At 71.9% G+C, this 26,205-nt stretch carries 27 protein-coding genes; 9 read left to right on the forward strand and 18 right to left on the reverse strand.

Translation table 11 applies throughout. The features are described from left to right. The first annotated feature begins 253 nt into the window (after window positions 1–253). Window positions 254–694, forward strand: coding sequence for a cell division protein SepF (locus HEP85_RS09455; RefSeq protein ID WP_168527384.1), 441 nt, complete (start codon window positions 254–256; stop codon window positions 692–694). A gap of 39 nt (window positions 695–733) precedes the next feature. Here HEP85_RS09455 and HEP85_RS09460 read toward each other — a convergent pair whose 3' ends face one another. Both HEP85_RS09460 and HEP85_RS09465 read right to left on the reverse strand, forming a co-directional pair. After that, on the reverse strand, window positions 734–1,927 hold the full coding sequence (locus tag HEP85_RS09460) for an acyl-CoA dehydrogenase family protein (protein ID WP_168527385.1): 1,194 nt from the start codon (window positions 1,925–1,927) through the stop codon (window positions 734–736). Between the two features lie 143 nt (window positions 1,928–2,070). Beyond that, a complete protein-coding gene (locus tag HEP85_RS09465; RefSeq protein ID WP_168527386.1) occupies window positions 2,071–3,681 on the reverse strand; it encodes an MFS transporter in 1,611 nt (536 codons plus the stop codon). Window positions 3,682–3,938: 257 nt separating this feature from the next. Here HEP85_RS09465 and HEP85_RS09470 point away from each other — a divergent pair, with 257 nt between their 5' ends. Together HEP85_RS09470 and HEP85_RS09475 are read left to right on the forward strand one after the other, a co-directional pair. Next, window positions 3,939–5,108: a glycosyltransferase family 39 protein gene (locus HEP85_RS09470; protein ID WP_248001880.1), complete on the forward strand. Its 1,170-nt coding sequence runs from the start codon at window positions 3,939–3,941 to the stop codon at window positions 5,106–5,108. Window positions 5,109–5,348: 240 nt separating this feature from the next. Next, window positions 5,349–6,392 carry a phosphatase PAP2 family protein gene (locus HEP85_RS09475; protein WP_329286763.1) on the forward strand — a complete coding sequence of 348 codons (1,044 nt, stop codon included), beginning with the start codon at window positions 5,349–5,351 and terminating at the stop codon, window positions 6,390–6,392. A gap of 315 nt (window positions 6,393–6,707) precedes the next feature. On the opposite strand, the gene HEP85_RS09480 is transcribed toward HEP85_RS09475, so the two are convergent. From HEP85_RS09480 to HEP85_RS09495, 4 genes are all read right to left on the reverse strand, one after another. Then, window positions 6,708–6,923: an I78 family peptidase inhibitor gene (locus tag HEP85_RS09480; protein ID WP_168527389.1), complete on the reverse strand. Its 216-nt coding sequence runs from the start codon at window positions 6,921–6,923 to the stop codon at window positions 6,708–6,710. Between the two features lie 332 nt (window positions 6,924–7,255). After that, window positions 7,256–8,293, reverse strand: coding sequence for a YafY family protein (locus tag HEP85_RS09485; protein WP_168533478.1), 1,038 nt, complete (start codon window positions 8,291–8,293; stop codon window positions 7,256–7,258). Between the two features lie 103 nt (window positions 8,294–8,396). After that, window positions 8,397–9,263 (reverse strand): hypothetical protein, encoded by an 867-nt coding sequence (locus HEP85_RS09490; protein WP_329294765.1) that lies wholly within the window; start codon window positions 9,261–9,263, stop codon window positions 8,397–8,399. A 349-nt stretch (window positions 9,264–9,612) separates the two neighbouring features. Continuing rightward, the gene (locus HEP85_RS09495; protein WP_168527390.1) at window positions 9,613–10,314 is read right to left on the reverse strand and encodes a transglycosylase family protein; all 702 of its coding nucleotides are present in this window, start codon (window positions 10,312–10,314) and stop codon (window positions 9,613–9,615) included. Window positions 10,315–10,862: 548 nt separating this feature from the next. Here HEP85_RS09495 and HEP85_RS09500 point away from each other — a divergent pair. Together HEP85_RS09500 and HEP85_RS09505 are read left to right on the forward strand one after the other, a co-directional pair. Next, window positions 10,863–11,636: a hypothetical protein gene (locus tag HEP85_RS09500; protein WP_329286767.1), complete on the forward strand. Its 774-nt coding sequence runs from the start codon at window positions 10,863–10,865 to the stop codon at window positions 11,634–11,636. 206 nt (window positions 11,637–11,842) lie between these two features. Continuing rightward, the gene (locus HEP85_RS09505; protein WP_168527391.1) at window positions 11,843–12,253 is read left to right on the forward strand and encodes a hypothetical protein; all 411 of its coding nucleotides are present in this window, start codon (window positions 11,843–11,845) and stop codon (window positions 12,251–12,253) included. Window positions 12,254–12,330: 77 nt separating this feature from the next. Here HEP85_RS09505 and der read toward each other — a convergent pair whose 3' ends face one another. The 6 genes from der to HEP85_RS09535 all read right to left on the reverse strand — a co-directional run bounded on the left by der (window position 12,331) and on the right by HEP85_RS09535 (window position 17,413). After that, entirely contained in the window at window positions 12,331–13,818 is a 1,488-nt protein-coding gene (gene der, locus HEP85_RS09510) for a ribosome biogenesis GTPase Der (protein ID WP_168527392.1), read from the reverse strand. A 78-nt stretch (window positions 13,819–13,896) separates the two neighbouring features. Continuing rightward, on the reverse strand, window positions 13,897–14,610 hold the full coding sequence (locus HEP85_RS09515; protein ID WP_168527393.1) for a 1-acyl-sn-glycerol-3-phosphate acyltransferase: 714 nt from the start codon (window positions 14,608–14,610) through the stop codon (window positions 13,897–13,899). Continuing rightward, the gene (gene cmk / locus HEP85_RS09520) at window positions 14,568–15,263 is read right to left on the reverse strand and encodes a (d)CMP kinase (protein ID WP_168527394.1); all 696 of its coding nucleotides are present in this window, start codon (window positions 15,261–15,263) and stop codon (window positions 14,568–14,570) included. Before cmk ends, HEP85_RS09515 begins: the two co-directional genes overlap by 43 nt. A gap of 164 nt (window positions 15,264–15,427) precedes the next feature. Beyond that, window positions 15,428–16,513 (reverse strand): prephenate dehydrogenase, encoded by a 1,086-nt coding sequence (locus tag HEP85_RS09525; protein WP_168527395.1) that lies wholly within the window; start codon window positions 16,511–16,513, stop codon window positions 15,428–15,430. Continuing rightward, window positions 16,510–16,872: a chorismate mutase gene (aroH, locus tag HEP85_RS09530; protein WP_168527396.1), complete on the reverse strand. Its 363-nt coding sequence runs from the start codon at window positions 16,870–16,872 to the stop codon at window positions 16,510–16,512. Before aroH ends, HEP85_RS09525 begins: the two co-directional genes overlap by 4 nt. Window positions 16,873–16,993: 121 nt before the next feature. Continuing rightward, on the reverse strand, window positions 16,994–17,413 hold the full coding sequence (locus HEP85_RS09535; protein ID WP_168527397.1) for a YidB family protein: 420 nt from the start codon (window positions 17,411–17,413) through the stop codon (window positions 16,994–16,996). 177 nt (window positions 17,414–17,590) lie between these two features. Between HEP85_RS09535 and HEP85_RS09540 the strand changes: the two genes are divergently transcribed. From HEP85_RS09540 to HEP85_RS09555, 4 genes are all read left to right on the forward strand, one after another. Beyond that, the gene (locus tag HEP85_RS09540; RefSeq protein WP_168527398.1) at window positions 17,591–18,265 is read left to right on the forward strand and encodes a hypothetical protein; all 675 of its coding nucleotides are present in this window, start codon (window positions 17,591–17,593) and stop codon (window positions 18,263–18,265) included. A 100-nt stretch (window positions 18,266–18,365) separates the two neighbouring features. Then, window positions 18,366–18,950, forward strand: coding sequence for a DUF6529 family protein (locus tag HEP85_RS09545; RefSeq protein ID WP_168527399.1), 585 nt, complete (start codon window positions 18,366–18,368; stop codon window positions 18,948–18,950). Beyond that, window positions 18,947–19,372: a Rieske (2Fe-2S) protein gene (locus tag HEP85_RS09550; protein WP_168527400.1), complete on the forward strand. Its 426-nt coding sequence runs from the start codon at window positions 18,947–18,949 to the stop codon at window positions 19,370–19,372. Before HEP85_RS09545 ends, HEP85_RS09550 begins: the two co-directional genes overlap by 4 nt. 22 nt (window positions 19,373–19,394) lie before the next feature. Beyond that, window positions 19,395–20,159 (forward strand): nucleotidyltransferase domain-containing protein, encoded by a 765-nt coding sequence (locus tag HEP85_RS09555; protein WP_168527401.1) that lies wholly within the window; start codon window positions 19,395–19,397, stop codon window positions 20,157–20,159. Here the strand turns inward: HEP85_RS09555 and HEP85_RS09560 are convergent. From HEP85_RS09560 to HEP85_RS09585, 6 genes are all read right to left on the reverse strand, one after another. Beyond that, window positions 20,064–20,834 (reverse strand): nucleotidyltransferase domain-containing protein, encoded by a 771-nt coding sequence (locus HEP85_RS09560; RefSeq protein WP_168533480.1) that lies wholly within the window; start codon window positions 20,832–20,834, stop codon window positions 20,064–20,066. The genes HEP85_RS09555 and HEP85_RS09560 overlap by 96 nt on opposite strands. A 6-nt stretch (window positions 20,835–20,840) precedes the next feature. Next, window positions 20,841–21,866, reverse strand: coding sequence for an ADP-ribosylglycohydrolase family protein (locus tag HEP85_RS09565; RefSeq protein ID WP_168527402.1), 1,026 nt, complete (start codon window positions 21,864–21,866; stop codon window positions 20,841–20,843). After that, entirely contained in the window at window positions 21,866–22,627 is a 762-nt protein-coding gene (locus HEP85_RS09570; RefSeq protein WP_248001881.1) for an NUDIX domain-containing protein, read from the reverse strand. The genes HEP85_RS09565 and HEP85_RS09570 overlap by 1 nt, the downstream gene beginning before the upstream one ends. A gap of 445 nt (window positions 22,628–23,072) precedes the next feature. Further along, a complete protein-coding gene (locus HEP85_RS09575; RefSeq protein WP_248001882.1) occupies window positions 23,073–24,302 on the reverse strand; it encodes a pseudouridine synthase in 1,230 nt (409 codons plus the stop codon). Further along, complete coding sequence (gene scpB / locus HEP85_RS09580) at window positions 24,271–24,927, reverse strand: SMC-Scp complex subunit ScpB (protein WP_168527403.1); 657 nt, start codon at window positions 24,925–24,927, stop codon at window positions 24,271–24,273. The genes HEP85_RS09575 and scpB overlap by 32 nt, the downstream gene beginning before the upstream one ends. Continuing rightward, a complete protein-coding gene (locus HEP85_RS09585; protein ID WP_211117884.1) occupies window positions 24,924–26,201 on the reverse strand; it encodes a ScpA family protein in 1,278 nt (425 codons plus the stop codon). Before HEP85_RS09585 ends, scpB begins: the two co-directional genes overlap by 4 nt. Window positions 26,202–26,205 lie beyond the last annotated feature (4 nt).

Here is a 26,205-nt window from a genome sequence, read left to right on the forward strand (position 1 = left end):
GCATCGTATCGACCACCTCGTTCACCCGTACGCCCCACGCGTCACCCGATCGCCGTCGAGAATCATATTTCACTCTTAGTCAGCAGCCGTATACGGCACGGCCCTTGGGAGGCGCGGGCTCTCGACGAATTCGCTGTGCACCAGTACCGTCACGAAACCCCCGCGCGGCGTCTATCCACTTGGCGCGACATCCGCATCATGGACGACCATGGGGATGCGGAAGCAAGAAAGACCGCTGTGAGAGGAGGCGTCCATGGGATCGGTGCGCAAGGCGAGTGCCTGGCTTGGCCTCGTCGACGACAACGATGACGAGCGTTACTACGACGACGACAACTACGCCGAGGGGCAGGAGCCCGGCGATGCCTGGGTCACCGACCCGCGCGTGAAGGTCGCGTCCGAGACGGCGGAGGAGAAGGGCCGCCGGATCGGCACGGTCACCCCGGACAGCTTCCGGGACGCACGCGGCATCGGTGAACTCTTCCGGGACGGTGTCCCGGTCATCATCAACCTCACGGCCATGGAGCCCTCCGACGCCAAGCGCGTGGTGGACTTCGCGGCCGGTCTGACCTTCGGCCTGCGCGGCACCATCGAGCGGGTCGCCACCCGGGTCTTCCTGCTGACCCCCGCCCACACGGAGATCGTCAGCGGCGAGGCCGCCGGCCGCCCCGCGGACGGCTTCTTCAACCAGAGCTGAGGCAGGGCCGCTCACCGGCCCCGCCCTGCGGTGCCCGGTTCACCGGAAGGCGTCGAGTCCGGTGAGCGCCTTGCCCAGTACCAGCTGATGCATCTCCACGGTGCCCTCGTAGGTGAGCACCGATTCGAGGTTCGTGGCGTGCCGCATCACGGGATATTCGAGCGAGATCCCGTTGGCGCCGAGAATGGTCCGGGCGGTCCGGCAGATCTCGATCGCCTCGCGCACGTTGTTGAGCTTGCCGAAACTGACCTGCTCGGGACGGAGCCGTCCCGCGTCCATGCGCCGGCCGAGATGGTGGGCGAGCAGAATTCCCTTGTGCAGTTCGACGGCCATGTCGGCGAGCTTGGCCTGGGTGAGCTGGAAGCCGCCGATGGGCCGGCCGAACTGCTCCCGGGTCTTCGCGTAGGAGACGGCGGCCTCGAAACTGGCCCGCGCGGCGCCCATCGCACCCCATACGATCCCGTAGCGCGCGTGTGAGAGGCAGCTGAGCGGCCCCTTGAGCCCGCGCACCCCGGGCAGTACGGCGTCGGCGGGCAGCCGCACGTCGTCGAGGATCAGCTCACTGGTGACGCTGGCCCGCAAGGACCACTTGTGCTTGATCTCGGGTGCGGAGAACCCGGGTGCGTCGGTGGGGACCACGAATCCCCTGATCCCGTCGTCGGTCTGCGCCCAGACGACGGCGACCCCGGCGACCGACCCGTTCGTGATCCACATCTTCCGCCCGTTGAGAATCCAGTCGCCGCCCGCGTCGCGCTTGGCGAAGGTCCGCATGGCACCGGGGTCCGAGCCGTGGTCGGGCTCGGTGAGCCCGAAGCACCCGATGACGTCGCCGGAGGCCATCGAGGGCAGCCAGCGCTGCTTCTGCTCCTCGGAACCGAAGCGGTGGACGGCGTACATGGCGAGCGATCCCTGTACCGAGACGAGGGAGCGGATCCCCGAGTCGGCGGCTTCCAGCTCCAGACAGGCGAGCCCGTACTGCACCGCGCTCGCCCCGGCGCACCCGTAGCCCTCCAGCGACATCCCGAGCGCCCCGATCCCGCCCAGCTCCCGTGCCAGCTCGCGGATTCCGGGGAGCTCCCCCTTCTCGTACCACTCGGCGACGTACGGCAGCACGCGGTCCGCGGCCCAGGTCCGGACCGTGTCGCGGATCGCGAGGTCCTCCGCGTCCAGCAGGTCGTCGACGCCCAGCGGATCGGCGGGGTCGAAGGGCGGCAGCTTCGAGGACGCGGACATGGCAGAACCTCCGGCACACTAAAACTAGCAGTGATAGTCACAACAGCTTCGGGGCCGACGCTACGACGCGGTGTCCCGTACGTCCAGGGCCCACCGGCACGCGAGCGGGGGAACCTGGCGAGACCCGGTGAAAACTGGTGAAACTACGCGGAGACCCGGGCCCCGGTCGCTTCCCGGGGCGCGGGAATCTCGGCCGCGCCCGTCACCGCGGGCACCTCGCAGTCCATCACCCGGGGCAGCCGCAGCGCCATCACCGCTCCCAGCACCAGCAATCCCGCGCTGACCAGCAGGGTCACATGCAGCCCGTGCACGAAGGAGTCGCGGGCCGCGTGCCGCAGGGCGGCCCCGCGGGCCCCGCCCAGCCGCGCGGCCACGTCGTACGCCTCGCCCAGCGAGTGCCCCGCCGCGGCCGAGTCGGCCGCCGGGACCCCCCGCACGGACGACAGCCCGGGGGCGTACGCCGCGTTCATCACACTCCCCAGGAGGGCTATGCCGATCCCGGCACCCAACTGGTACGAGGTCTCCCCTATCGCCGCGGCCCCGCCGGCCTGCGCGGGCGGCGCCTCGCTCAGCATCGACTCGTACGCCCCGAAGAGCGTCGTCTCCAGCCCGAACCCGAGCAGCACGAACCCGACGAGCAGCAGCCCCGCGTTGTCGTTCCCGCCCATCGCGGTGAGCGTGACCACCGCGGCCGCGGTGGCGCAGAACCCGGAGCAGACCATCACGCGCGGCCCGAACCGACGCAGCATCCGGGCCCCGACGAGCCCCGCGGCCATCGCCGCGAAGGTGAGCGGCAGCAGTCGCAGCCCGGTCTCCAGCGGGGAGAGCCCGAGCACCAGTTGCAGGTACTGGGCGGCGATCAGCTCCAGGCCGACCAGCGCGAGCATGGCGAGCACGATGCATCCCACCGAGGTGCTGAACGCGGGCCGCGAGAACATCCGCAGATCGACCAGCGGATACGCGCGCCGCCGCTGTCGCCGTACGAATCCGAACATCAGCGCGGCACCGAGGAGCAGTGGCGCCAGCGTGAACGGGCCGAAGGGCGCCTCGCCCCCCCCGAGCTGTTTCACCCCGAGGACCAGCCCGAAAAGTCCGGCGGCCGCCATCAGCGCGCCGGTCACGTCCCAGGGTCCGTTGCGTTCGCCGCGCGACTCGGGCAGCAGCAGCCGTCCGACCGGCAGGCTGACCAGCATCAGCGGGATGTTGATGAGGAATACGGATCCCCACCAGAAGTGTTCGAGCAGGAAGCCGCCCAGCAGCGGCCCTACGGCGGCGCCGACCGCGGCGACCGCGCTCCAGATGCCGATCGCGAGCGCCCGCTCGCGCCGGTCGGGGAAGACCTGGCGCAGGATCGACAGGGTGGCAGGCATGATCATCGCGCCGCCCACGCCGAGCAGGGCACGGGCCCCGATGAGGAGCTGCGCGCTGTCGGCGAGGGCGGCGACGCCCGAGGCGACGCCGAACAGCGCGTATCCCAGCAGGAGGACACGTCTGCGGCCGATCCGGTCGCCCAGCGTGCCGAAGAGAATGAGGAGCGAGGCACAGACGAGCGGGTAGACGTCGACGATCCAGAGCAGCTCTATCGCGCCGGGCTTGAGGTCCTCGGTGACGGCGGGGACCGCGACGTGCAGCACGGTGGCGTCGAGGGCCACGAGGAGCAGGCTGACGCACAGCACCACAAGGACGACCCAGCGGTTGGCACCGGCCCCGGTCTCCCGACGGCGACAGGTGTCGGCCGTGGTCGTCCCGGACATGTACGTACCTCCCAGATGTTCCCTCGCGTTCGGCGATCCGCTGGGTGGGGACTCCCTGCGGCTGCGGCGGGAGGAACGGTTTCCCGGGCGCACACGACCAAGGCGAGTGAGCGGCCAGCGTACGCGAGTTCCCCTTCCCTCCACGTGGCGGACCTCTCACGTTCCGCCGGCCGGGCATGTGGCGTACACCACGCCCGGCCTGTCCGCCCCTACCCCGGGAGGCCGGCCGGTTCCGCGGGCCGTCGATAATCGAGCCCGTGACCGATCTTGAGACGCCCGCCGCGACACCGCCCCGTACGGGCGCGCTGCGCCGCGCCGCACCAGCCCTTCTCGGGTACGCGGGCGTCCGCGCCCTGGGCCTGATCACCCTCTTCCTGTGGAGTGCCGCGAACGGCAAGAGCGCCCACACCCTGCTGACGGCGCGCTGGGACTCGCTCTGGTACACCCGGGTCGCCTCGTTCGGCTACGGCTGGCAGGTCCGGCTGCCCAACGGCGACGTGCACTCCAACCTCGCGTTCTTCCCGCTGCTGCCCTGGCTGGAGCGGCTCGTCGCGGCTCTGTCCCCCTTGTCGTACGCGGACGCGGGCCTGCTGGTGGGCACGCTCGCCTCGTTGGCCGCGGCCTGGGGGATCTTCGCGGTCGCGGACCACGTGTACGGACGGCGGGCCGGTGTCTGCGCCGCGCTCGTCTGGGCGGTACTGCCCGTCGGCATCGTGCAGTCGATGGCGTACAGCGAGTCCTTGTTCACGGCGCTGGCCGCCTGGTCGCTCTACGCGGTACTGACCGGCCGCTGGGTGACGGCGGGCCTGCTCGCCTCGCTCGCCGGGCTGACCCGTCCGGTGGGGGCGGCGGTGGTCGCGGCGCTCTGGGTGGCGGCGATCACCTCGTTCGTGCGGGAGCGGAGCACGCCTTCCGCGCGGGGCGCCTCCCGATGGCGACGCGCCCTCGGCATGCTCCTCGCGCCGCTCGGCGCCGCCGGATACGTCCTGTGGGTCGGCCACCGTACGGGCCGGGGTCCGCTGGGCTATCTCGACATCCAGGGGCAGTGGGGCAACGGATTCGACGGCGGATACGCGTTCGCGCGCTTCGTGGGCGCCAAGTTCACGTCATTCCCGTCGGCCCTCGCCGGTGTCGGGCTGATCGCCGGGGTCGCCCTGGTGATCTGGCTGTACGTCAGCTGTGTGCGACAGGGGCAGCCCCTCCCGCTGCTGGTGTACTCGGGGATCGTCACCGCACTCGCCCTGTGCGCTTCGGGCTACTTCGGCTCGAAACCACGCCTTCTGCTGCCCGCCTTCCCCCTGCTGCTGCCCCTGGCGGTGGCTCTGGCCAGGCTGCGTACGGCCAGGTCAGCGGCGGTTCTCGGCGCCGTGGCCGCGGCGTCGGCGGTCTACGGGGCCTTCTGGCTGAACGGCTCCGGACCGCCATGACCGGCCCCCGCACGGTCGGTGAGCAGCCGGAGAATTCCAGTCAAGCTTTCGGTGAACGAATTAATAAGCGCCATATAAGCGTGCCCAGAACCGATCAATGGAATTACGGGACCACCCCCCTCGAGGATTAGCGAATCATTAGAAATAAACATCGCCCTGAGAGGAATCCCACATCACATCGTCATCACAAAGCGAGTGATTCGGCCTGGAACGCAGCTCACTCGCTGTAGCGTCGATTGGGTGCGTACCGAACGAAACCTCACCCGTCTGGACCGGGTCTTCGCCCGGCTGGACCGTGAGCCGGAACGACCGGCCCACATCGATGTGCCGAAGATGAGCAGGCACAGGGTCGTGCTCTTCGGAGCCACCCTGGCCTTCTACGTGGCCATCGTGTGGGCCGTGGCGATCACTTCATGGCTGGTCCGGTTCGACTGGCAGGTCATGTTCTTCCGGCCGTACCAACAGTGGCCGGAGATCCACGCGTTCCTCGACTACTACGTGGTGCTCGGCCAACGCGGCCCCACCGCCGTGATGGTGGCGGCCTGGCTCGGCTGGCGCTCGTGGCGGCAGCACACCCTCCGCCCGCTGCTGACGCTGGGCGCGTCACTGCTGCTGCTGAACATCACGGTCGGCGCCGCCAAGCTCGGCATGGGCCGTCTCGGTCCGCACTACGCCATCACGATCGGCTCGAACGAGATGGGCCTGGGCGGCGATATATTTCCTTCGGGTCATACCGCGAACGCCGTGGTGACCTGGGGGATTCTGGCGTATCTGGCCTCGACCCCGGGCGCGCGGCGCTGGCTGTCCGCGGTGTCCGCCGTGACCTCGCTGGGGGTCGGCCTCACCACCGTCTACCTCGGTACGCACTGGCTGAGCGATGTACTGCTGGGCTGGGCCGCCGGCCTGCTGATCCTGCTGGCGCTGCCCTGGTGCGAGCCGCTGATCGCCCACGCCGAGACCGGGATCTTCACGCTGCGCGACGCCTGGCGTTCCCGTCGCGGCCGCGTGGCGCCCGCTCCGGCCGACGTTCCCGTCGGCGCCCCGGTCGGCGCGCCCGTCCTGGTCAAGCAGCACGGCCCCGTGGACGAAGAGGTGCCGGCCCGCGAGACCGTGGCCGCCGCGCGCTCGGCCCGGGGACCCGTCCACCTGGCCCCCGGACCGCACTTGGCCCGCTCGGAGCGCACCCCGGTCACCCCGGCCGGCAGCCGCCGGCCGCCGCACGCGGACCGCGCGGCACGCTCCGCGGCCACCACGGCGTCGGCCCGGCCCGCCACGGGCGGCTAGACCCGGAACACGGCGGGGCCGGTACGCACGACCTCCCCGCACGCGAAGGCCCCCGGCTCACACGAGCCGGGGGCCTTCGCGCGATCCGGTTCCCGGGCGCTTCGGCCGTTGGAATCCCCGGTCCTGTCGATCCCTCAAGTCCCATTTGACCCTTTTTGGGTCCTTCATCCCCTCAGGCCTCGAGGCTCGGATTCCGGACCTGCCGGCCCAGGGCCCCAAAGTCCCGGAACCCGGGACCCGGAACCCCGGATTCCCGGGCCCCTGATCCTCCGGAAACGTGACGCCCGCGGCGAAGGAGCCGGAACGGACCCGGTCTCAGCCCTTCCAACAGCGGGTCACCCGGCCGTGACCGACCTCGAAGTTCAGCCGCCCCACGCGGTACTCCATGGTGATGATCGCGCCGGGCGGAAGCGAGCGCACCGAGGACCAGCCCCGCTCACGGGCGCGGCGCTCGGCGCTGCTCGCCTCCATCCCGACATAGGTCTCCGGGCTGTCCTCGGGTTCCGCGGGCGGGGTGGGAATGGGTGCCATGACCGCCACGTTAGGCGGCCCGTCCCGGCCGGGGAAGTCCGAACCGGGGACCCTGTGTCACCCGTGCCCCTCCGGTCACACTTCTGTCACAGGATCACAACACGCGTTTCGGCCGAACTCCGTCACACGAACGAGCGGTTCGGTGGATGAGCCGCACGCCTTCGAACGTAATTCGGAACCTTCCCGACCCCGTTCCGAATAACGAGGGGGAAAGCGCGCGCACCAGCGCCGGAACCGCACTTTGCATTCCGATTCCGGCGCGTGTCACGGAAGCCGGTGGCGCATAGGAAATGCACGGTTCCGGCACAGAACCCCCGCACATCCTCGGTCCGTCACACCATCCCTGATCCGCCTCCGGTCCCCGGTGTTCGGCCCGTGCCGTCCCCCGTCCGGGGCGATTCCCCGGGAGTCCGCTCCAGTGCCCGGGCCAGTCGGCCGTGCGCCGCTCCGATCGCCTCGGTCAACGCGGCCGGTTCGAGCACCTCGAACTCGAAGCCCATGAGCATCACGTGGATCACCATCACGTCGAGGCTCGCGGCTCCGGTACGCAGGACGCAGCTGTCCTCGCCCTCGGCCTCCAGCGTCCCCGCCGAAGGTGAGATCCGCCCGGCCGCCTCCGCCAGGGGAACGAGCAGCCGCACCACCGCCTGTGCGGCGTACGCGCCCGTGGAGACTCCCCGGGAGACATAGGCGGCCAGGTCGTCCGCGGGCGGGGTACGCGGTGGGCAGCGCGGTCCGTGCGGCGGCCTGGGCGTGATGCGGTCCACCCGGAACGTACGCCAGTCGTCACGGTCGACGTCCCAGGCGACGAGGTACCAGCGGTGTTCGGTGCACACCAGGCGGTGCGGTTCGACGGTGCGGCGGGTCGGGGAGCCGCCGTGGTCGAGGTACTCGAAGCGCAGCCGCTCGGAGTCCCGGCAGGCGTTGGCGAGTTCCGTGAGCACGGCCGGGTCGACCGCGGAGGGCCCCGGGCCGCGCAGCATCGGCACGGTGAAGGCGTTGAGGGCGCTCACCCTGCGGCGCAGCCGGTTCGGCAGCACCTGTTCGAGCTTGGCGAGGGCCCGTACGGACGTCTCGCCGATGCCCTCGATGCCCTGTCCGGCGGCCGTGCGCAGTCCGACCGCGACGGCCACCGCCTCGTCGTCGTCCAGGAGCAGCGGCGGCAGTTCGGCGCCCGCGCCCAGCTGATAGCCGCCTCCGGTTCCGGGGCTGGCGTTCACGGGGTATCCCAGTTCGCGCAGCCGGTCCACGTCACGGCGCACCGTGCGGGGCGTCACGCCGAGGCGGTCCGCCAGGTCGGCACCCGACCAGTCGCGGTGGGCCTGCAGCAGCGAGAGCAGCCGCAGCAGTCGTGCCGATGTCTCCAGCATGGCGTCGAGTCTGCCAGCCGTCACGGACAGCCACTGTCCGTGGGGCGATGCCGGGGACGGGAGTTGGTGGCGTACGGGAGCCGGTGGCCTGTGCGGGAGGAGTTCAGTCCGCCGGGGTGACCGTCACGGAGAGGTCGTTGTCGCGCGTGTAGTAGGGGCCGGCCGTCAGCGGGCCGTGCGGCGTCCGCACGGTGGTCCTGGGGTGGAGGAGGACGGTCTTCTTGTCGGCGATGTCGTCGAGCAGCCGCGCGACGCGCACCCGGGGCCCGCTCTCCCCCGCCGGCCGCAGCCAGAGGTCCCAGACGCCGGGCCGCAGGGCGTCGTACGCCACCGTGAAGCCGAACTCGGTCTGGTCCACGGCCACTTCGGCACGCACCAGGGCACCGGGCACGTCCCGGTGGCACACCTCGGCATACGCGTCCGGTGCGAGCCCGACACCGTACACACGACCGCGTATCCCCAGGCCCCGCTCCCCGCGGCCCAGTTCGACCGCCTCCGCGTGCGGGGCGCGCAGCCAGCTGCGGACGGTGAGGCGGCCGGGCCGGGGCGAGGGTCTCTCCTGTCCGGGCGGAGCCGGGAACCCGGCGGCGTACGGGATGCGGACGGCGACGTGACCGAGCGCGCCACTGGGGACCCGGGCGACGAGTGAGCGCAGGTCGTTGACGCCGGGGGCGAGGCGGCGCGGTTCTCCGCCCGCCACCTGTGCGAACGCGTCCCAACGGCCCTCGGGCAGGGGGACGCTGCTGGGCAGGGCGGCACGCAGCCGACCGTCCCCGGCGGGGGTCAGCGGCAGCCTGACCTCCTCGTGAGCCCCGCGGCGGCGCAGCACGAGGAGCGCGGCACCCGGCTCGCCGGTGTCGGTGACGTCGAAGGTCAGCCCGCCCGCGGAGTCGGCGATGCAGTCGGCGCACGGGGGCACGGCGGTGTCCGCGTCGGCGCGCCGTCGCGCGGCCCGCGGGACCGGCGTCATCATGCGGGGCGTCCCTTGCTCGCGTGGACCTCTTGGGTGATGAGACCGCGGACCCGGCCGATTGGTTGCCTCCCACCGGCACATCAGGGCTCGTGGAACAGCCGCGGCATCACGAGAAGCAGCCGTCGCTCATGTCGCCCTCCCCCGAAAGCCCCACGCGTGGGACTCCCGTGGCCCCGGACCCGGTGGCGCCCGGGAACAGGACGGCCAGGCCTCCCGCTTCCGGGTGGCCTGGCGTCGGGCCCCGTCCGGGCCCCTCCGGCCTCTGAGCCGCGCCGCGCCCCGGCGGGGTCCCGTCCGGTCGGACGACCGGACGGGACCCTGTGCCCGGGGTCGGGTCAGGCGGTGCTCAGAGGTCGAGCCGCTGCCCGGGCACGATCAGGTCGGGATCACCGCCGATGACCGCCCGGTTGGCCGCGTAGATCTCCCGCCAGGTGGTCGCGTGCCGGGACGCGATGCCGCTGAGGGTGTCGCCGCCGCGGACCGTGTAGTCGCCGTGGCCGCCGCGCGACAGGTCGCGGTTCGTGTGGCCCGACGCGCGAGCGGGCGCCGTCGCCCGCTTCGACGGGGCCGCCTTGGACGCGGGGGCCGAAGGCGCCTGCCTGGACACCGACTTGGGTGTCGACTTCGTGGCGGCCGACCCTCCCGACCCGGCACCCGAGGACGCGGGCGCGCTTCCGTAGGCTCCGGCCCGGGCCGAACAGGTGGGCCAGGCGCCCCATCCCTGTGCGTTCTGGACCTTGGCGGCAATGGCGATCTGGGCACCCTTGGAGGCCTTGTCGGCGGTCGACCCGTAGGCCGTGCCGCCGTACGCGCGCCAGGTGCCGGCGGAGAACTGGAGTCCTCCGTAGTAGCCGTTGCCGGTGTTGATGTGCCAGTTCCCGCCGCTCTCGCACTTGGCGATGCGGTCCCACACTCCGTTGTCGGCCGCGGCGGCGTTGCCGGTCGCCGCGAGCAGTCCGAGCGGGGCGAGCAGAGCCGCCCCGGCGAGGACCGCCGTCGTACGAGTCGTCGTACGGGCCTTACGAGTGTTGTCGGCACATGCGGACATGTATTTCCCTCTCGAAACACCCGGGGTCCCCCAAGGCGGGGTGCGACTGCCTGCGCGTAGGACGCGGTCGTCGCACTCCTCCCCGTCCGCCGGCGGTGGTGCTCGAAGCTGACTGTGCTGACTGTGCGGTGCTGCCGGCGGACGTGCCCGAGTGGTGCTCGTTGCACTCGGAGGTGGAATCTAGGGAGCTGGTCGCCCCGATATCAACCAACTCCTTGTCATTCGAGGCCAGTTCATGGTTACCGCGGGTATCGGCGACTTTCAGCCACCCATTTCATTGCCTGATTTCCGGATATGTCGACCAGCCCTCCTCCCGCTCTGTGACCCACCTCACCGGATCAACTTCCATGGGGCTCAGCCAAGTTGGCTGGGAGTGACGGATTCCGCACCCGAGTTCACCCTGCGCGTCGGATGGTTCGATTCCGTTCGCTTCCGGGCGTGACTCCGGCCACAGATCGTCCGTTGTCATCTTCATGAGCCGGGGCCCCCGGCGTCATGGGCCGGGAGCCACCCGGCATCGCCACGCACCGCATCCCGAGGAGCCACCCGTGCCGCGCATGCTCGACGTCAGCGACGACGTACGCGCCGAGATCGGCGACGAAGAAGCCGACCGGCTGCTCGCCGGAGAGAACGCCCCGGGCAGTTACGACTGCACGTCCTGCCGCACACCGGGCGACTCGGAACAGGAGCGCACCAGCACCGTCCTGTTCATCGGCGACGAGACCGCCGTCCTCGCCTTCGCCCACGCCACCTGCCTGCCCTCACAGGTCGTACAGGTCACCGAGGAGCAACTGCAGGGCGCCGTCCGCTCGATCAACCCCGACGGCGCGCCCGGCCAGTCCGCCCCGGAGCAGGCCGTGCTCGGCGTCACCAGCGGACTCGTCCTGCTGGGCGGCGAGTTGCACCCGGCGCTCGTCGTCGAACCGACCGGCCCCATCGTGCGCCCCGGTTCGACGGACATCGGCGACGACTTCCTGCCGCTCCTGATCGAGCAGGGCTTCATGCCGGTGACCCAGCTGCACTCGGTGCCGCCCGTGCTGCACGGCTGGTCGGTCCTGCTCGCCATGGGCCAGCTGCACGCCGTGCTCCAGCCGGGGACCGGCGGCGGCTCGCCCGTCGCCTGGTGGCAGGCGCACCAGGCGCTCCAGGTCGCCGAGAGCTGGCGGGCGGCCGCCAACAAGCACCAGCAGGTGCTGCTGTTCGCCGCTCCGGTCGGCTCGATCGGCCGGCAGCCCCGTGAGGACCTGCTGCGCGACGCGCTGGACAAGGCCGCGGCCAACGGAAAGCTGGTGGCCGCGGCGATGCCGCTCGCCGGTACGTGAGCGCTCTCCCCGGGGGCGCGGGCCACCGCGCTCGTGCCGACCGCTCCGGTCACCCGGCCGACCCCGGCCGTCCCTGACCGAGCGCACGGTCGTCCGCACCCCCGAGGGCGTCGAGCGTCCCCCGGACGCCGGATCCGGGTCCCCGCTGACCTGCGAAAGCGACGCGGCGGCCGCATCCGTTGGGCGATGGGGTCGTTGGCACATACGTGCACACCTACGACGCCCCCCGCCGCCGCCAGTCCCTCCAGCCGGTCCCGCCCGCGCGACCGGCCCAGGATCACCAGGGCGACCCCTCGGCCACGCCGATCTACGACGCGCTCTACGCCGAGTGGGCCAGATGCTTCAGGGCGCTGCCCGGCGACCGGCACGGCGAGGAGGAGCTCGGCTTCACGGCTTTCGGGAATCTGGCGCACGGCACGGGCGGGTACGGATCGTCCTCGTACACCTCGTCGTTCAGCTCCTACAGCGCGGGGGCCTACTCCGCGCGCCACGGCGGTGTGACGCCGGGGCACACCACGACGGCGACGGCCGTCTGGCAGCCGGGCGGGCGGCAGCAGGGCACGGGCATGCACCACGTCCCGGCCGCCCTGCCGCCCGCGCCACGCCGGGGGCTCTGAGCGGAAACGATCGGTCGAACGGGTGAGGGGCGGCTCCCATGGGAGCCGCCCCTCACCCGTTGCCGCCGCTCTCGCGACTACTTCTTCTTGTTGACGCCGCGCTTCTCGCGCACCCGGACCGAGATGTGGATCGGCGTGCCCTCGAAGCTGAACTCCTCGCGCAGCCGGCGCTCGATGAAGCGCCGGTAGCCGTGCTCGATGAAGCCGGAGGCGAAGAGCACGAACCGCGGCGGCTTGGTGCCCGCCTGCGTGCCGAACAGGATGCGGGGCTGCTTGCCGCCGCGGACCGGGTGCGGGTGGGCGGCGACCAGCTCGCCCAGGAAGGCGTTCAGGCGGCCGGTCGGGACACGGGTCTCCCAGCCGTCCAGGGCCGTCTCGATCGCCGGGACGAGCTTCTCCATGTGCCGGCCGGTACGGGCCGAGACGTTCACCCGGGGCGCCCAGGCCACCTGGGCGAGCTCGGTCTCGATCTCCCGCTCCAGGTAGTAGCGGCGCTCCTCGTCGAGGGTGTCCCACTTGTTGAAGGCGAGGACGATCGCGCGGCCCGCGTCGACCGCCATGGTGACGATCCGCTGGTCCTGCACGGAGATGGTCTCGGACGCGTCGATCAGGATGACCGCGACCTCGGCCTTCTCGACGGCGGCGGCGGTGCGCAGCGAGGCGTAGTAGTCCGCGCCCTGCTGGAGGTGGACGCGCTTGCGGATGCCCGCCGTGTCGACGAACTTCCAGGTGATGCCGCCGAGTTCGATGAGCTCGTCGACCGGGTCACGGGTGGTGCCCGCGACCTCGTTGACGACCACGCGGTCCTCGCCCGCCACCTTGTTCAGCAGGGAGGACTTGCCGACGTTCGGGCGGCCGATGAGGGCGATGCGGCGGGGGCCGCCCACCGCGGTGCCGAAGGTCTGCGCCGGGGCCTCGGGCAGCGCCTCCAGGACGGCGTCGAGCATGTCGCCGGTGCCGCGGCCGTGCAGCGCGGAGACCGGGTGCGGCTCGCCGAGACCGAGGGCCCACAGGTACGAGGCGTCGGCCTCGCCGCTCATGCCGTCGACCTTGTTGGCGCACAGGACGACGGGCTTGCCGGCCTTGCGCAGCAGCCGTACGACCGCCTCGTCGGTGTCGGTCGCGCCGACCTTGGCGTCGACGACGAAGACGACCGCGTCGGCGGCCTCGATCGCGTACTCGGCCTGCGCGGCGACGGACGCGTCGATGCCGAGGACGTCCTGCTCCCAGCCGCCGGTGTCGACGAGCTTGAAGCGGCGGCCCGCCCACTCGGCCTCGTAGGTGACGCGGTCGCGGGTGACACCGGGCTTGTCCTCGACGACGGCCTCGCGGCGGCCGATGATCCGGTTCACCAGGGTCGACTTGCCGACGTTCGGGCGGCCGACGACGGCGAGGACGGGCAGCGGGCCGTGGCCCGCCTCGTCGATCGCGCCCTCGACGTCCTCGATGTCGAAGCCCTCTTCCGCGGCGAGCTCCATGAAGTCCGCGTACTCGGCATCGCCAAGCGCCCCGTGCTCGTGCTCGGCGGGGCCGGCCGAGCCGTCGGGCTGGATGTGGTCGTTCATGAAGTCCGTACCTCGTCGTTCATTCGTGGTGATCGGTGGACCGCCCGCACATCGGGTGATCCACTACTCAAGTGTCGCCTAGTGCCCGGTGGGGCGCCCGGCGGTTTCCGGGCGTCCGGTCAGACGCCTGGCATGGTCCAGGTGGGCGCTCAGCTGTTTCTGGATGCGCGTGGTCGCCTCGTCCAGCGCCTTGCGCGTACGTCGCCCGCTGCCGTCGCCCGCCTCGAAGGGGTCTCCGAAGACGACGTCGACCCGGCTGCGCAGCGGGGGGAGCCCCTTGGTCAGCCGGCTGCCCTTCCCGGAACTTCCCAGTACCGCCACCGGGACGATCGGGGCGCCGCTGCGGACCGCGAAATAGGCGAGCCCGGCGCGCAGCGAGGCGAAGTCGCCCTCGCCCCGGGTGCCCTCCGGGAAGATGCCGAGCACCCCGCCGGCCGACAGGACGCCGAGGGCCTGGGTGATCGCCGTGCGGTCGGTGGTCGTCCGGTCGACCTTGACCTGCCCGATACCGAGCAGGAAGGGGTCGAGAGGGCCGATGAACGCTTCCTTCTTGATCAGGAAGTGTGTGGGCCGGGGTGCCACGCCCATGACCATCGGACCGTCGATGTTGTGCGAGTGGTTCACGGCGAGGATCGCCGGGCCGGTCGCGGGGACCTTCCAGGCGCCGAGCACGCGCGGCTTCCACAAGCCGTACATCAGTCCGACGCCGATACGGCGCCCGATCTCGGCGCCTCTCTCGGAGGGTGGGGTCACTTGGCGGCCCGCTTCTCCTCGACGAGGGTGACGACGCACTCTATGACCTGCTGGAGCGTGAGGTCGGAGGTGTCCACCTCGACCGCGTCGTCCGCCTTGGCGAGCGGAGAGGTCTTGCGGCTGGAGTCGGCCGCGTCCCGCTTCAGCAGGGCCTCGCGCGTCGCCCGGACGTCGGCGCCCTTCAGCTCACCGCTGCGGCGGGCGGCACGCGCCTCCGGGGAGGCGGTGAGGAAGATCTTCAGGTCGGCGTCGGGCAGCACCGTGGTGCCGATGTCCCGTCCTTCGACGACGATGCCGTCCTCCGCGCCCGCGGCGATCGAACGCTGCAGCTCGGTGATCCGGGCGCGCACCTCGGGCACCGCGCTGACCGCGCTGACCTTGGAGGTGACCTCCTGGGTGCGGATCGGGCCCGCGACGTCGGTCCCGTCGACCGAGATGGCCGGCGCGGACGGGTCGGTGCCGGAGACGATCTCCGGCTTGCCCGCGACGGCGGCGATCGCCGTCGGGTCCGTGATGTCGATGCCGTTGCTCACCATCCACCAGGTGATCGCCCGGTACTGCGCGCCCGTGTCCAGGTAGCTGAGGCCCAGCTGCGCGGCCACCGCCTTGGAGGTGCTCGACTTGCCCGTGCCGGAGGGGCCGTCGATGGCGACAATCACTGCCGGGGCGGTCCGGGCGGCGCCGTTTTCCACGGTGGAGACACCTTCCTGGTGCGGGGTGGAGGTCTGTGCGGGACGCGAACGCGCCCCGCACAAGGTTACTGGTTCCCCAGGCCCCGTATTACTGGCCTTGTCGCCGCTCCCCCGCACCGGCTCTTCCCGGCCCGCGCGGCGAGGGCCCCGCACCCCCGGTCGCCCTACTGGCGCAGCGCCCAGCCCCGGTCCCGCAGCGCCGCACTCAGCACGGGCACGGCCTTCGGCTCGACCATCAGCTGGACCAGACCGGCCTGCCGGCCCGTCGCGTGCTCGATCCGTACGTCCTCGACGTTGACGCCGGCCGCCCCGGCGTCGGCGAAGATGCGGGCCAGCTGGCCCGGCTGGTCGTCGATGAGGACGGCGACCGTCTCGTACGTCAACGGAGCGGCGCCGTGCTTGCCGGGGACCCGTACCTGGCCCGCGTTGCCGCGCCGCAGCATCTCCTCGATGCCGCCGGCGCCCTCGCGGCGCTTGGCCTCGTCGGAGGACTGGAGGGCACGCAGCGCCAGGACCGTCTCGTCGAGGTCGGCGGAGACGTCCGCGAGGAGGTCGGCGACCGGTCCCGGGTTCGCGGAGAGGATGTCGATCCACATCCGGGGGTCCGAGGCCGCGATCCTGGTCACGTCGCGGATGCCCTGCCCGCAGAGCCGTACCGCCGCCTCCTCCGCGTGCTGCAGACGCGCGGCGACCATGCTGGACACCAGGTGCGGCATGTGCGAGACGAGCGCGACCGCCCGGTCGTGGGCGTCGGCGTCCATGACGACGGGGAGCGCGCGGCAGTGCGAGACCAGTTCCAGCGCGAGGTTCAGGACCTCGGTGTCCGTGTCCCGGGTGGGCGTCAGGACCCAGGGGCGGCCCTCGAAGAGGTCACCCGTCGCGGCCAGCGGGCCCGACTTCTCGCGCCCCGACATGGGGTGCGAGCCGATGTACGCGGAGAGGTCGAGGCCGAGGGCCTCCAGTTCACGGCGCGGGCCGCCCTTGACGCTCGCCACGTCGAGATAGCCGCGCGCGGCCCCGCGCCGCATGGCGTCCGCGAGGGTCGCCGCCACGTGCGCGGGCGGGGCCGCGATGATCGCGAGGTCCACGGGCCCGGTGGGCGGCTCCTCGGTGCCGGCGCCGAGCGCGGCCGCCGTGCGGGCCTGCTCCGGGTCGTGGTCGGTGAGGTGGACGACGACGCCCCGCTGGGCGAGCGCGAGCGCCGCCGAGGTGCCGATCAGGCCGGTTCCGATGACGAGTGCGGTTCTCACTGGGCGATGTCCTTGCGCAGGGCGCCCGCGGCGCCCAGGTAGACGTGCGCGATGTCGGCACGGGGCCGGTCGGACTCGATGTGCGCGAGGATCCGTACGACGCGGGGCATCGCGCCCTCGATGTCCAGCTCCTGCGCGCAGATCAGCGGTACGTCGACGATGCCCAGCTTGCGGGCCGCGGCCGCCGGGAAGTCGCTGTGCAGATCGGGCGTCGCGGTGAACCAGACGCTGATCAGGTCGTCCGTGGTGAGACCGTTCCGCTCCAGGACGGCGGTGAGCAGCTCGCCGACCCGCTCCTCCATGTGACCGGCCTCGTCCCGCTCCAGTTGGACGGCGCCCCGGACCGCTCGTACCGCCACGGCAATGCTCCTCGCTGATCTGCGTACACGTCTGCCACACCAGCGTAGTCAGCCCGCGGGCGCGCCGGTGCGCGGCGCCCGCCTGACGAGACGGGCACCGCGCTCCGGCCACCTGCCACGGTCAGAGCGACTGCTGTCTGATGAGGTCCTCCAGGGAGGCGCCGGACCGCGGCAGCTCGCCGCCCGGGGTCAGTTTGTCGACCGCCTGCGGCAGGTGCCGGGCGATCTGGTCCGCGGCCTTCTCCGAGCTGACCCCGGTCTGGGCGGCGACCTCCTGGAGGGTGTCGGCGGGCAGTGCCTGCGCGACCTGTTCGGCGGAGACGGGCTTGTTCTCGCCGGTGCCGATCCACGACTGCGCCTGGTCCGCCAGCCCCGACTTCGTGAGCATGTCCATCAGCCCGCCCAGCGGGTTGCCGCCGCCGCCCTGGCCGTTGGTCAGGGACCGGAGGAGCGAGCCCAGGATGTCGCCCCCGCCGGAGGCACCGCCCTGCCCGCCGCCGAGGAGACCGCCGAGCAGGCTGCCGAGATCGTTGTCCGCCATGGGGCGACGCCTTTCGAAGAGTGGGGCCGGGGTGGGTCACCCCCGGCCCGAGACCTAGCCAATGTCACTTGAATCACCCCATTCCGCCACTTGTAGTGAGAATGCACCCCGTGCGCCTCTGGACGCCGGGGCGCCGGTCCGCTCTGATGGCAGAAGACCGCCTCGGGGGAGGCCCGCATGAAGCGCCCAGGACCCTTGCTCACTCTGCTCGCCGGACTGCTTCTCGCCGTGTTCATGCTGTCGCTCAACGCGACGACGGGGGTGAGGAACGCGTCGTCGTCCCGCCCGCGGACGCCGGGCACCGCGCCGCCGGCGAGCGCGACACCCGGGAAGTCCACGTCACCGCCGAGCCCGTCACCGTCCGCGTCGCCGTCCGCGAGCCCCGTTCCGAACGCCGACTACGCGGGCCGCACCGACGACGACTCCTCGGCCGTCGCCGTCTCGCTGCGCGACGGCCGCGCGATCGCCTACTTCTGCGACGGCCATGACAAGGAGTCATGGCTCAAGGGCGACGTCAGGGACGACGGCACCCTGCGGCTCACCGGAAAGAACGGCGCGGGACTCGACGGCACGCTGCGGGACGGCAGGCGGATCCGCGGCACCGTCGAATTCGGCGGCCGGCACTACGCCTTCACCGCCGACAAGGCGGTCAAGCCGTCCGGGCTCTACCGCGCGACGGCCACGGTGCGCGGCGCCGAGCTGGACGGCGGCTGGATCGTGCTGCCCGGCGGCAGGCAGGTCGGCGTCCTCGACCGCGACGGCGAACCGTCCGCGGCACCCGTGATCGACCCGGAGACCGGCGCCGTCACGGTCGACGGGCAGAAGCTCACCGCACGCCCCGTCACTCCGTGACCCGCTCGCCCCTACCCGCTCGACGCCCTTTCCCCGGCCCTTCCCGACCAGGAACCCTTCCCCGGCCCTTTCCCGGCCCATTCCCGACCAGGGAGCCGATATGACCGCGGATCCGAACGCCGCCACGCAGGGCTACCCCGCCGACCCGCCCGCCCACCGCCGCCCGCATCCGGCCCGATATCTCGTCCCGGCCCTGGTGGCCGCGGCCGTCGCGGTCGGCCTCGGCGCGTACGGCAGGACGCACGACCCGACCGGGACCGCCTTCAATCTCGCGGGGTTCAGCAGTACGAGCGCGGTGAAGTCGTGGCTGGCCAGCACGGCGTTCGCCTTCGCGCTCGTCCAGTTGGTCTCGGCGTTCATGGTGTACGGGAGACTGCCGGGGCCGAGCTGGGCAGCGGCCCTGCACCGCTGGTCCGGGCGGGTCGCTTTCCTGGTCGCGGTCCCCGTCGCGGTGCACTGTCTCTACGCGCTGGGTTTCCAGACGTACGAGCCGCGCGTGCTGTGGCACTCGCTCCTGGGATGCTTCTTCTTCGGGGCATTCAGTGCCAAAATGCTCCTGCTCCGCTCGGAGCGACTGCCCGGCTGGCTGCTGCCCGTGGCCGGAGGACTCGTCTTCGTGGTCCTCACCTCCATCTGGCTGACGTCGGCTCTCTGGTTCTTCCGTACGTTCGGAGTGACGACATGACCAACCCCCCGGCGCGGCGCACCGTTCTCGGCACGGGCGCGGCCGCCGCCCTGCTCGTGGGGTGCAGCAAATACGGGGACAGCGGGGGCAGTTCGCAGGCGCCCGCCTCACCGCCCGCGTCCGGCGCGGCCGGCGGCGCCGAGCTCGCCACCAAGAGCGACATCCCGGTCGGCGGGGGCAAGATCTTCAAGGACCGCAAGATCGTGGTCACCCAGCCCACGAAGGACGAGTTCAAGGCCTTCTCGGCGGTCTGCACCCATCAGGGCTGCACCGTGAGCACCGTCGCCAACGGCACGATCGACTGCCCCTGCCACGGCAGCAAGTACCGCATCACCGACGCCTCGGTGGTGGCGGGCCCCGCTCCGAGGCCCCTGCCCGCCGAGCGGATCACCGTGGAGGGAAACTCGATTCGCCTGGCCTGAACCACCCCGTAGGCTCCCGGACATGCGATCCGAGGCCCTGGTGCGCGACCACACGATCTACTCCTGCGTGATGGGGTCGCGCGCCTTCGGCCTGGCCACCGACGACAGCGACACGGACCGCCGGGGCGTGTTCCTCGCCCCGGCCCCCCTGTTCTGGCGCTTCGAGAAGCCGCCGACACACGTCGAGGGCCCGGCCGAGGAGCAGTTCAGCTGGGAGCTGGAGCGGTTCTGCGTCCTCGCGCTGCGCGCCAATCCGAACATCCTGGAGTGCCTCCACTCCCCCCTCGTCGAGTACGCCGACGACACGGGCCGCGCGCTGCTCGCCCTGCGCGAGGCCTTCCTCTCCCGCCGGGTCCACGAGACGTTCGCCCGCTACGCGCAGGGCCAGCGCAAGAAGCTGGAAGCCGACGTCCGCCGGTACGGCGCCCCACGCTGGAAGCACGCGATGCACCTGCTCCGCCTCCTCATGTCCTCCCGCGACCTGCTGCGCACCGGCGCCCTGACCCTCGACGTCGGCGAGCAGCGCGAACCGCTGCTCGCCGTCAAGCGGGGCGAGGTCCCGTGGAGCCGGGTGGAGGCGTGGATGAGCCGCCTGGCCGCGGAGACCGACGAGGCCGACGCGCGCAGTCCGCTGCCGGCCGAGCCGGACCACGCCCGCGTCGAGGACTTCCTGGTCGGTGCGCGCCGCGCCTCAGCCCGTCGCGCCGACCCCGGCGTCCGCCAGACGCACCCGGACGACGAGCGCGTGCAGGGCGTCGTGCACGGACGGGGCGTCCGGCAGCGCTGAGGCCTGCTGGGCCGCGTCCAGCAGGGCGTGCAGCCGCGCCACGTCGTCCGCCACCCACGCGTGGTCGACGTCCGCGGCCCCGTGCTCCCGCTCCGTCTTCGCCGCCATCAGATCCGGCAGGTACGAGGGAGCGCCCGCCTCCTCGACGAGCGCGCGCAGATCGGCCTGCACCTCGCCGCTGCGCATCAGGTGGATGCCGGTGAGCAGCACCCGGAACGTGTAGAGCAGCGGCTTGAGTTCACCGGTCTTCCCGAAGAGCCGCCACTGCGTCGTGGCGAACCCCCGGTAGTGGTGGGCGTGATGACGGGTGAGAGTCCCCGGCGCGAGCGAGACCAGCTCGCGGTGGGCCTCACCGGTGTGCACGACCAGGGGCGAGAGCAGCTGCTCCAGCACGTAGCCGTTGCGCCGCAGCATCAGGCGTACGAACTTGCGCAGGTCGTGGGTGACGAGGTCCATCTCGACACCGTCCCGGTCCCACATCCGCGACCGGGTCTCCTCCGGTTCGCGCAGCCCGACCAGCTCGGCCGTCGGCAGCAGGTGAACGCCCCGCAGGTCGACGTCGGAGTCGCGCGAGGGGAAGCCGTACAGGTGTGCCCCGGAGATGGTGGCGAACAGCACCGGGTCGGGCTGCTCGGCCACCACCCCCGAGAGGTCGATGTCCAGGACGTCGTCGATCATCGGTCAAGCATCCCAGAGCGCCCCCAGCGACATGAGGTCGCTCTGGTATTCGATGCGGTCGGCCCACTCGGTCGGCCAGACGTCCGAGCCGTGGTGGGCACCCGCGAACGCGCCCGTCAGGCAGGCGATGGAGTCGGAGTCGCCGGAGGTGCAGGCCGCCCGGCGCAGCGCGGTGACGGGCTCGTCGACGAAGAGCAGGAAGCAGAGCAGGCCGGTGGTGAGCGCCTCCTCGGCGATCCAGCCCGCTCCGGTGGCGAGGCAGGGGTCGGTCTCGGGAGAGGGGGCGCGCAGGGCGTCCCTGAGCCGGTCCAGCGCGCCCAGGCACTCGTCCCAGCCGCGCTGGATGAAGTGCTCCGGCGTGGGGTCCTGGCTGCGGGTCCACAGGTCGCCGAGCCAACGGGAGTGGTACTGGCCGCGGTTCTCCTCGGCGTACGCGCGCAGCAGCCCGACCAGTTCCGCGGGCTCGGCACCCTGTACGAGGAGCCGGACGGCGTGGGCGGTGAGGTCGGAGGCGGCGAGCGCGGTGGGATGTCCGTGGGTGAGCGCCGCCTGCAACTGCGCCGCGCCCGCCCGCTGTTCGTCGCTCAGTCCCTGTACGAGACCCACCGGCGCCACCCGCATGTTGGCGCCGCATCCCTTGGAGCCGATCTGGCTGGCGTCCTGCCAGGGGCGGCTCTCGTCCTTCAGGAGGTTGCAGGCGACCAGGCAGGTGCGGCCGGGCGCGCGGTTGTTGTCCGGCGACAGGTACCAGTCCACGAACTCCTCGCGCACCGGCCGTTCCATCCGCAGCGGTCCGAGCAGACCGCGGTCCATGGCCGTGCGCAGGCCCCGCCCCAGCGCCAGTGTCATCTGGGTGTCGTCGGTGACGATCGCGGGCCTGGGCAGTGCCATCTCCCGCCAGGGGCCGCACTTGGCGAGGATCGCCGGTATGTCGTTGAACTCGGTCGGGAATCCCAGCGCGTCGCCGAGGGCGAGGCCCAGCAGGGACCCGGTGGCGGCGTGCTTCGCGAGCGTCGGGGTGGTGGTCATCAGGGCCGTCCTTCCGAAGGGGGACGCAACAGGGGCGGATGCAGGGCGGTGGCGCCGCCCGCGCGGTAGAGCGCGGCGGGTTTGCCGCGGCCTCCGGTGAGGCGAGCGGCCCCGGGAACCGGTTCGACGAAGCCCGGCGTGGCGAGGACCTTGCGCCGGAAGTTGGGCCGGTCGAGCTCGGTGCCCCACACCGTCTCGTAGACCCGCTGCAACTCGCCGAGGGTGAACTCGGGCGGGCAGAAGGAGGTGGCGAGACAGGTGTACTCGAGCTTGGCGCCGACGCGTTCGTGGGCGTCGGCGAGGATGCGGTCGTGGTCGAAGGCGAGCGGGCCGGGTGTGCGGTACGGCTGCCACCGGGCCTGCGCCGCGTCGCCGCCGCCGTGCGGCTCGGGAGGGTCGGGGAGCAGCGCGGCGAACGCGACGGAGACGACCCGCATCCTCGGGTCGCGGTCGGGGTCGCTGTAGGTCCGCAACTGCTCCAGGTGCAGGCGCGAGACGTCCGACAGACCGGTCTCCTCGGCGAGTTCGCGCCGGGCGGCCGTCTCCGCGGACTCGGCCGGCAGCACGAACCCGCCGGGCAGCGCCCAGTGGCCCGCGTACGGCTCCTGCCCCCGCTCGACGAGCAGCACCTCCAGCACGTCTGCGCGGATCGTCAGGACGGCCAGGTCCACGGTCACGGCGAAGGGTTCGAACGCGTACTTGTCGTAGCCCTCGGGCGCACTGCCGCCGGACGAGCGGTCCTGCCGCACGCGCACACCCACCCGGATCCGCCTCCACGTCCGCACGGCTCGCGGCCGACCCGATCGAGGGATCACCGGGAGCGGGGATCACCACGGGAGGTCGTCGGCGCGGCCATGAGTAATAGTCACTGAGACTATAAAGAGCGCGGGGGACGGCCACAACCCTCCGGACGCCGGAACCCCGCCCGTTCCGAGCCGGACGCACGACGGCGCGCGTCCGCGACGTCGCCGTGGCGGTCCCTGGGGCCCCGCTGACGGCCGTGGAGCCGGGGGATGAGGAATGGTGGCCGCGCGCCTCTCCGGAGCCGTGAGGGCGACCACAGCCGCGCCCGCACGGCCGCCGGACCGCTGCCCGGCGGCGGAAACGCGTCGGCCGGCCCCGGGGCACTCCCGGGACCGGCCGAAACGACGGAGATCGCGAACGAAGGGTGTCGCGAACCGGCGGGTGTCGCGAACGACGGACGCTCTAGAGGTCGACCTCGTTCATGAGCATGCCGACCTCGGTGTTCGACAGTCGGCGCAGCCAGCCCGACTTCTGGTCGCCGAGGGTGATCGGGCCGAAGGCGACGCGTACGAGCTTGTCCACCGGGAAGCCGGCCTCGGCGAGCATGCGGCGCACGATGTGCTTGCGGCCCTCGTGGAGGGTCACCTCGACCAGGTAGTTCTTGCCGGTCTGCTCGACGACGCGGAAGTGGTCCGCCTTCGCGTACCCGTCCTCCAGCTGGATGCCGTCCTTGAGCCGCTTGCCCAGGTCACGCGGGATCGGGCCGACGATGTGCGCGAGGTAGACCTTCTTCACGCCGTACTTCGGGTGGGTCAGCCGGTGCGCCAGCTCGCCGTGGTTGGTGAGCAGGATGACGCCCTCGGTCTCGGTGTCGAGCCGCCCGACGTGGAAGAGCCGCGTCTCGCGGTTCGTCACGTAGTCCCCGAGGCACTGCCGGCCCTCGGTGTCCTCCATGGTGGAGACGACACCGGCGGGCTTGTTCAGCGAGAAGAACTGGTACGACTGCGTGGCGACGGTCAGACCGTCGACCCGGATCTCGTCCTTCTCGGGGTCGACGCGCAGCCCCTGTTCGGTGACGATCTGGCCGTTGACCTCGACCCGGGCCTGCTCGACGAGCTCCTCACAGGCACGACGGGAGCCGTAGCCCGCCCGCGCGAGAACCTTCTGCAGACGCTCGCCCTCCTGCTCGGCGCCCGGGAAGGTCTTGGGCAGCTTGACCTCGGGCTTGCCCGCGTACCGGTCCCGGTTGCGCTCCTCGGCCCGCGTCTCGTACTCACGGGAGCGCGCGGGCTCCGTACGGCCGCCGCGCTGCTGGCCCTGCTTGGGGCCGCCCTTGGCGCCGCCGCGGGCCGCGTTGCCGCGCCCGGACTTCGGTCCCTCGTGGGTGGCGCCGGGGCCTACGTCGTAGCGGCGCTCCTCGGGACGGGGCTTGCTTAAGCGCGCTTCGGCCTGTCGTCGCCGCTCCCTCCGCCGCTCCGGGGCTGGGAGCCGCCCCCGCCGCTCCTCGACTGGGAACCGCCCCCGCCACTCCGGGGCTGAGAGCCGCCTCCGCCGCTCCGGGGCTGGGGACCGCCCCCGCCACTCCGGGGCTGAGAGCCGCCCCCGCCGGTCCCCCGGGGGTTGCCGCGTCCGCTGTTCCTGCCACTGCCACTGCTTCGCATCAAAGTTCCGTCGTCGTCGTGTCGTCTGCATCTGCGTCCGGTGCATCCGGATGGAACGACGGGACCCCTTCCAGCGTCTCGGCTTCGATCGCGTCCGCCTCGGGGAGGAAGGGCGCGAGCTCCGGGAGCTCGTCCAGACCGCGCAGGCCCATTCGCTCCAGGAAGTAGTTCGTCGTCGTGTACAGGATCGCACCTGTTTCGGGTTCCGTGCCCGCCTCCTCGACCAGACCGCGCTGCAAGAGGGTGCGCATCACCCCGTCACAGTTCACTCCGCGGACCGCCGAGACCCTGGAACGGCTGACCGGCTGGCGGTACGCGACGACCGCCAGGGTCTCCAGCGCGGCCTGGGTGAGACGGGCCTGCTGGCCGTCCAGGACGAAGCGTTCCACGGCCGCCGCGTACGCGGGCCGGGAGTAGAAGCGCCAGCCGCCGGCGATGAGCCGGAGCTCGAAGCCGCGGCCCTGGACGGTGTACTCGTCGGCCAGCTCCCGCAGCGCGTCCCTGACCTGCCGTTTCGGCCGCTCGAGGATCTTCGCGAGGTGCTCCTCGGTCGCGGGTTCGTCCACGACCATGAGGACGGCCTCCAGGGCGGGCCGGAGATCGAGGTCGGCGACGGTGCCCTGGTCCGCCGGGATCCCGCTGGTCTGCTCGCTCACGCCTTCTCCTTCCTGGCGTCTTCCTTCGCTGTCGCTGTCTCGGGCGGCCGGTCGAATTCGTCCGTCACCCTGGGCTCCTCGGCACTGTCCCCACCCGTCCAGCGCACCAGCAGGTCCCCCAGCGCCTCCTCCTGGTCGAGGGCGACCGCCTTCTCCCGGTAGAGCTCCAGCAGGGCCAGGAAACGGGCCACGACGGTGAGGGTGTCGGTGGTGTCCGCGACGAGGTCGCGGAAGCTGGCTTCCCCGTGTTCGCGCAGCAGCGCCACCACGATCTCCGCCTGTTCCCGCACGCTGACCAGCGGGGCATGGATGTGGTCGACGTACACCTGCGGCTTGGGCCTGGGCTGCATCGCCTTCACCGCGAGCCGGGCGAATCCCTCCGCCCCGATGCTGATGACGACCTCGGGCAGCAGTTCGGCGTGGTGGGGTTCGAGACCGACGGTACGGGGGTAGCGGCGGGCCTCCTCGTCGAGGCGGGCGTTGAAGATGTCCGCGATCCGTTTGTACGCGCGGTACTGCAGCAGCCGGGCGAAGAGGAGGTCCCGGGCCTCCAGCAGGGCCAGGTCGGCCTCGTCCTCGACCTCCGCGGCGGGCAGCAGCCGCGCGGCCTTGAGATCGAGCAGGGTCGCCGCGACGACCAGGAACTCGGTCGTCTGGTCGAGGTCCCAGTCCGGTCCCATGGCCCTGATGTGCGCCATGAACTCGTCGGTCACCCGTGACAGCGCCACTTCCGTGACGTCCATCTTGTGCTTCGAGATCAACTGGAGCAGCAGGTCGAAGGGGCCCTCGAAGTTGGCCAGCCGCACCTTGAAGACCCCGTCACCGGCTTCGGCTTCGGCTTCGGCTTCGGCTTCGGCTTCGGCTTCGGCTTCGGCTTCGGCTTCGGCTTCGGCTTCGGCTTCGGCTTCGGCGAGAATGCCCGGCTCGACGGCGGTCGTGGCTTCCGGACCGGCGGGCGACCCGGTCCCGGCGGGAGTTCCGAGTCCGGCGGATGCCCCAGGTGTGACCGACATCTCCGATCCGGCTCCGGCTTCCGGGCCGTCTGGAGCGGGAGAGGACTCCGAAGCGGGAGCGGACCCGGGGCCGTGATGCGGCGTCGGGCCGGTCGGCGGCTCGGGCTCCGCGGGAATCCCCGGCTCGGCGGACTCCTCGGCGGATTCGTCGGCCGGTTCCCCGGAGGGCGGTGCGGCGGGAGCCGGACCGGCCCCCGGTCCTCGGCCGAGCGCACGTCGGCGACCGGCGGAGCCGGCGGCGGGGGCGTCGTTCGAGGTCATAGCC

The organism is Streptomyces sp. RPA4-2 (genome assembly GCF_012273515.2).
In the GTDB taxonomy this organism is placed as follows: Bacteria; Actinomycetota; Actinomycetes; order Streptomycetales; family Streptomycetaceae; genus Streptomyces; species Streptomyces kaempferi.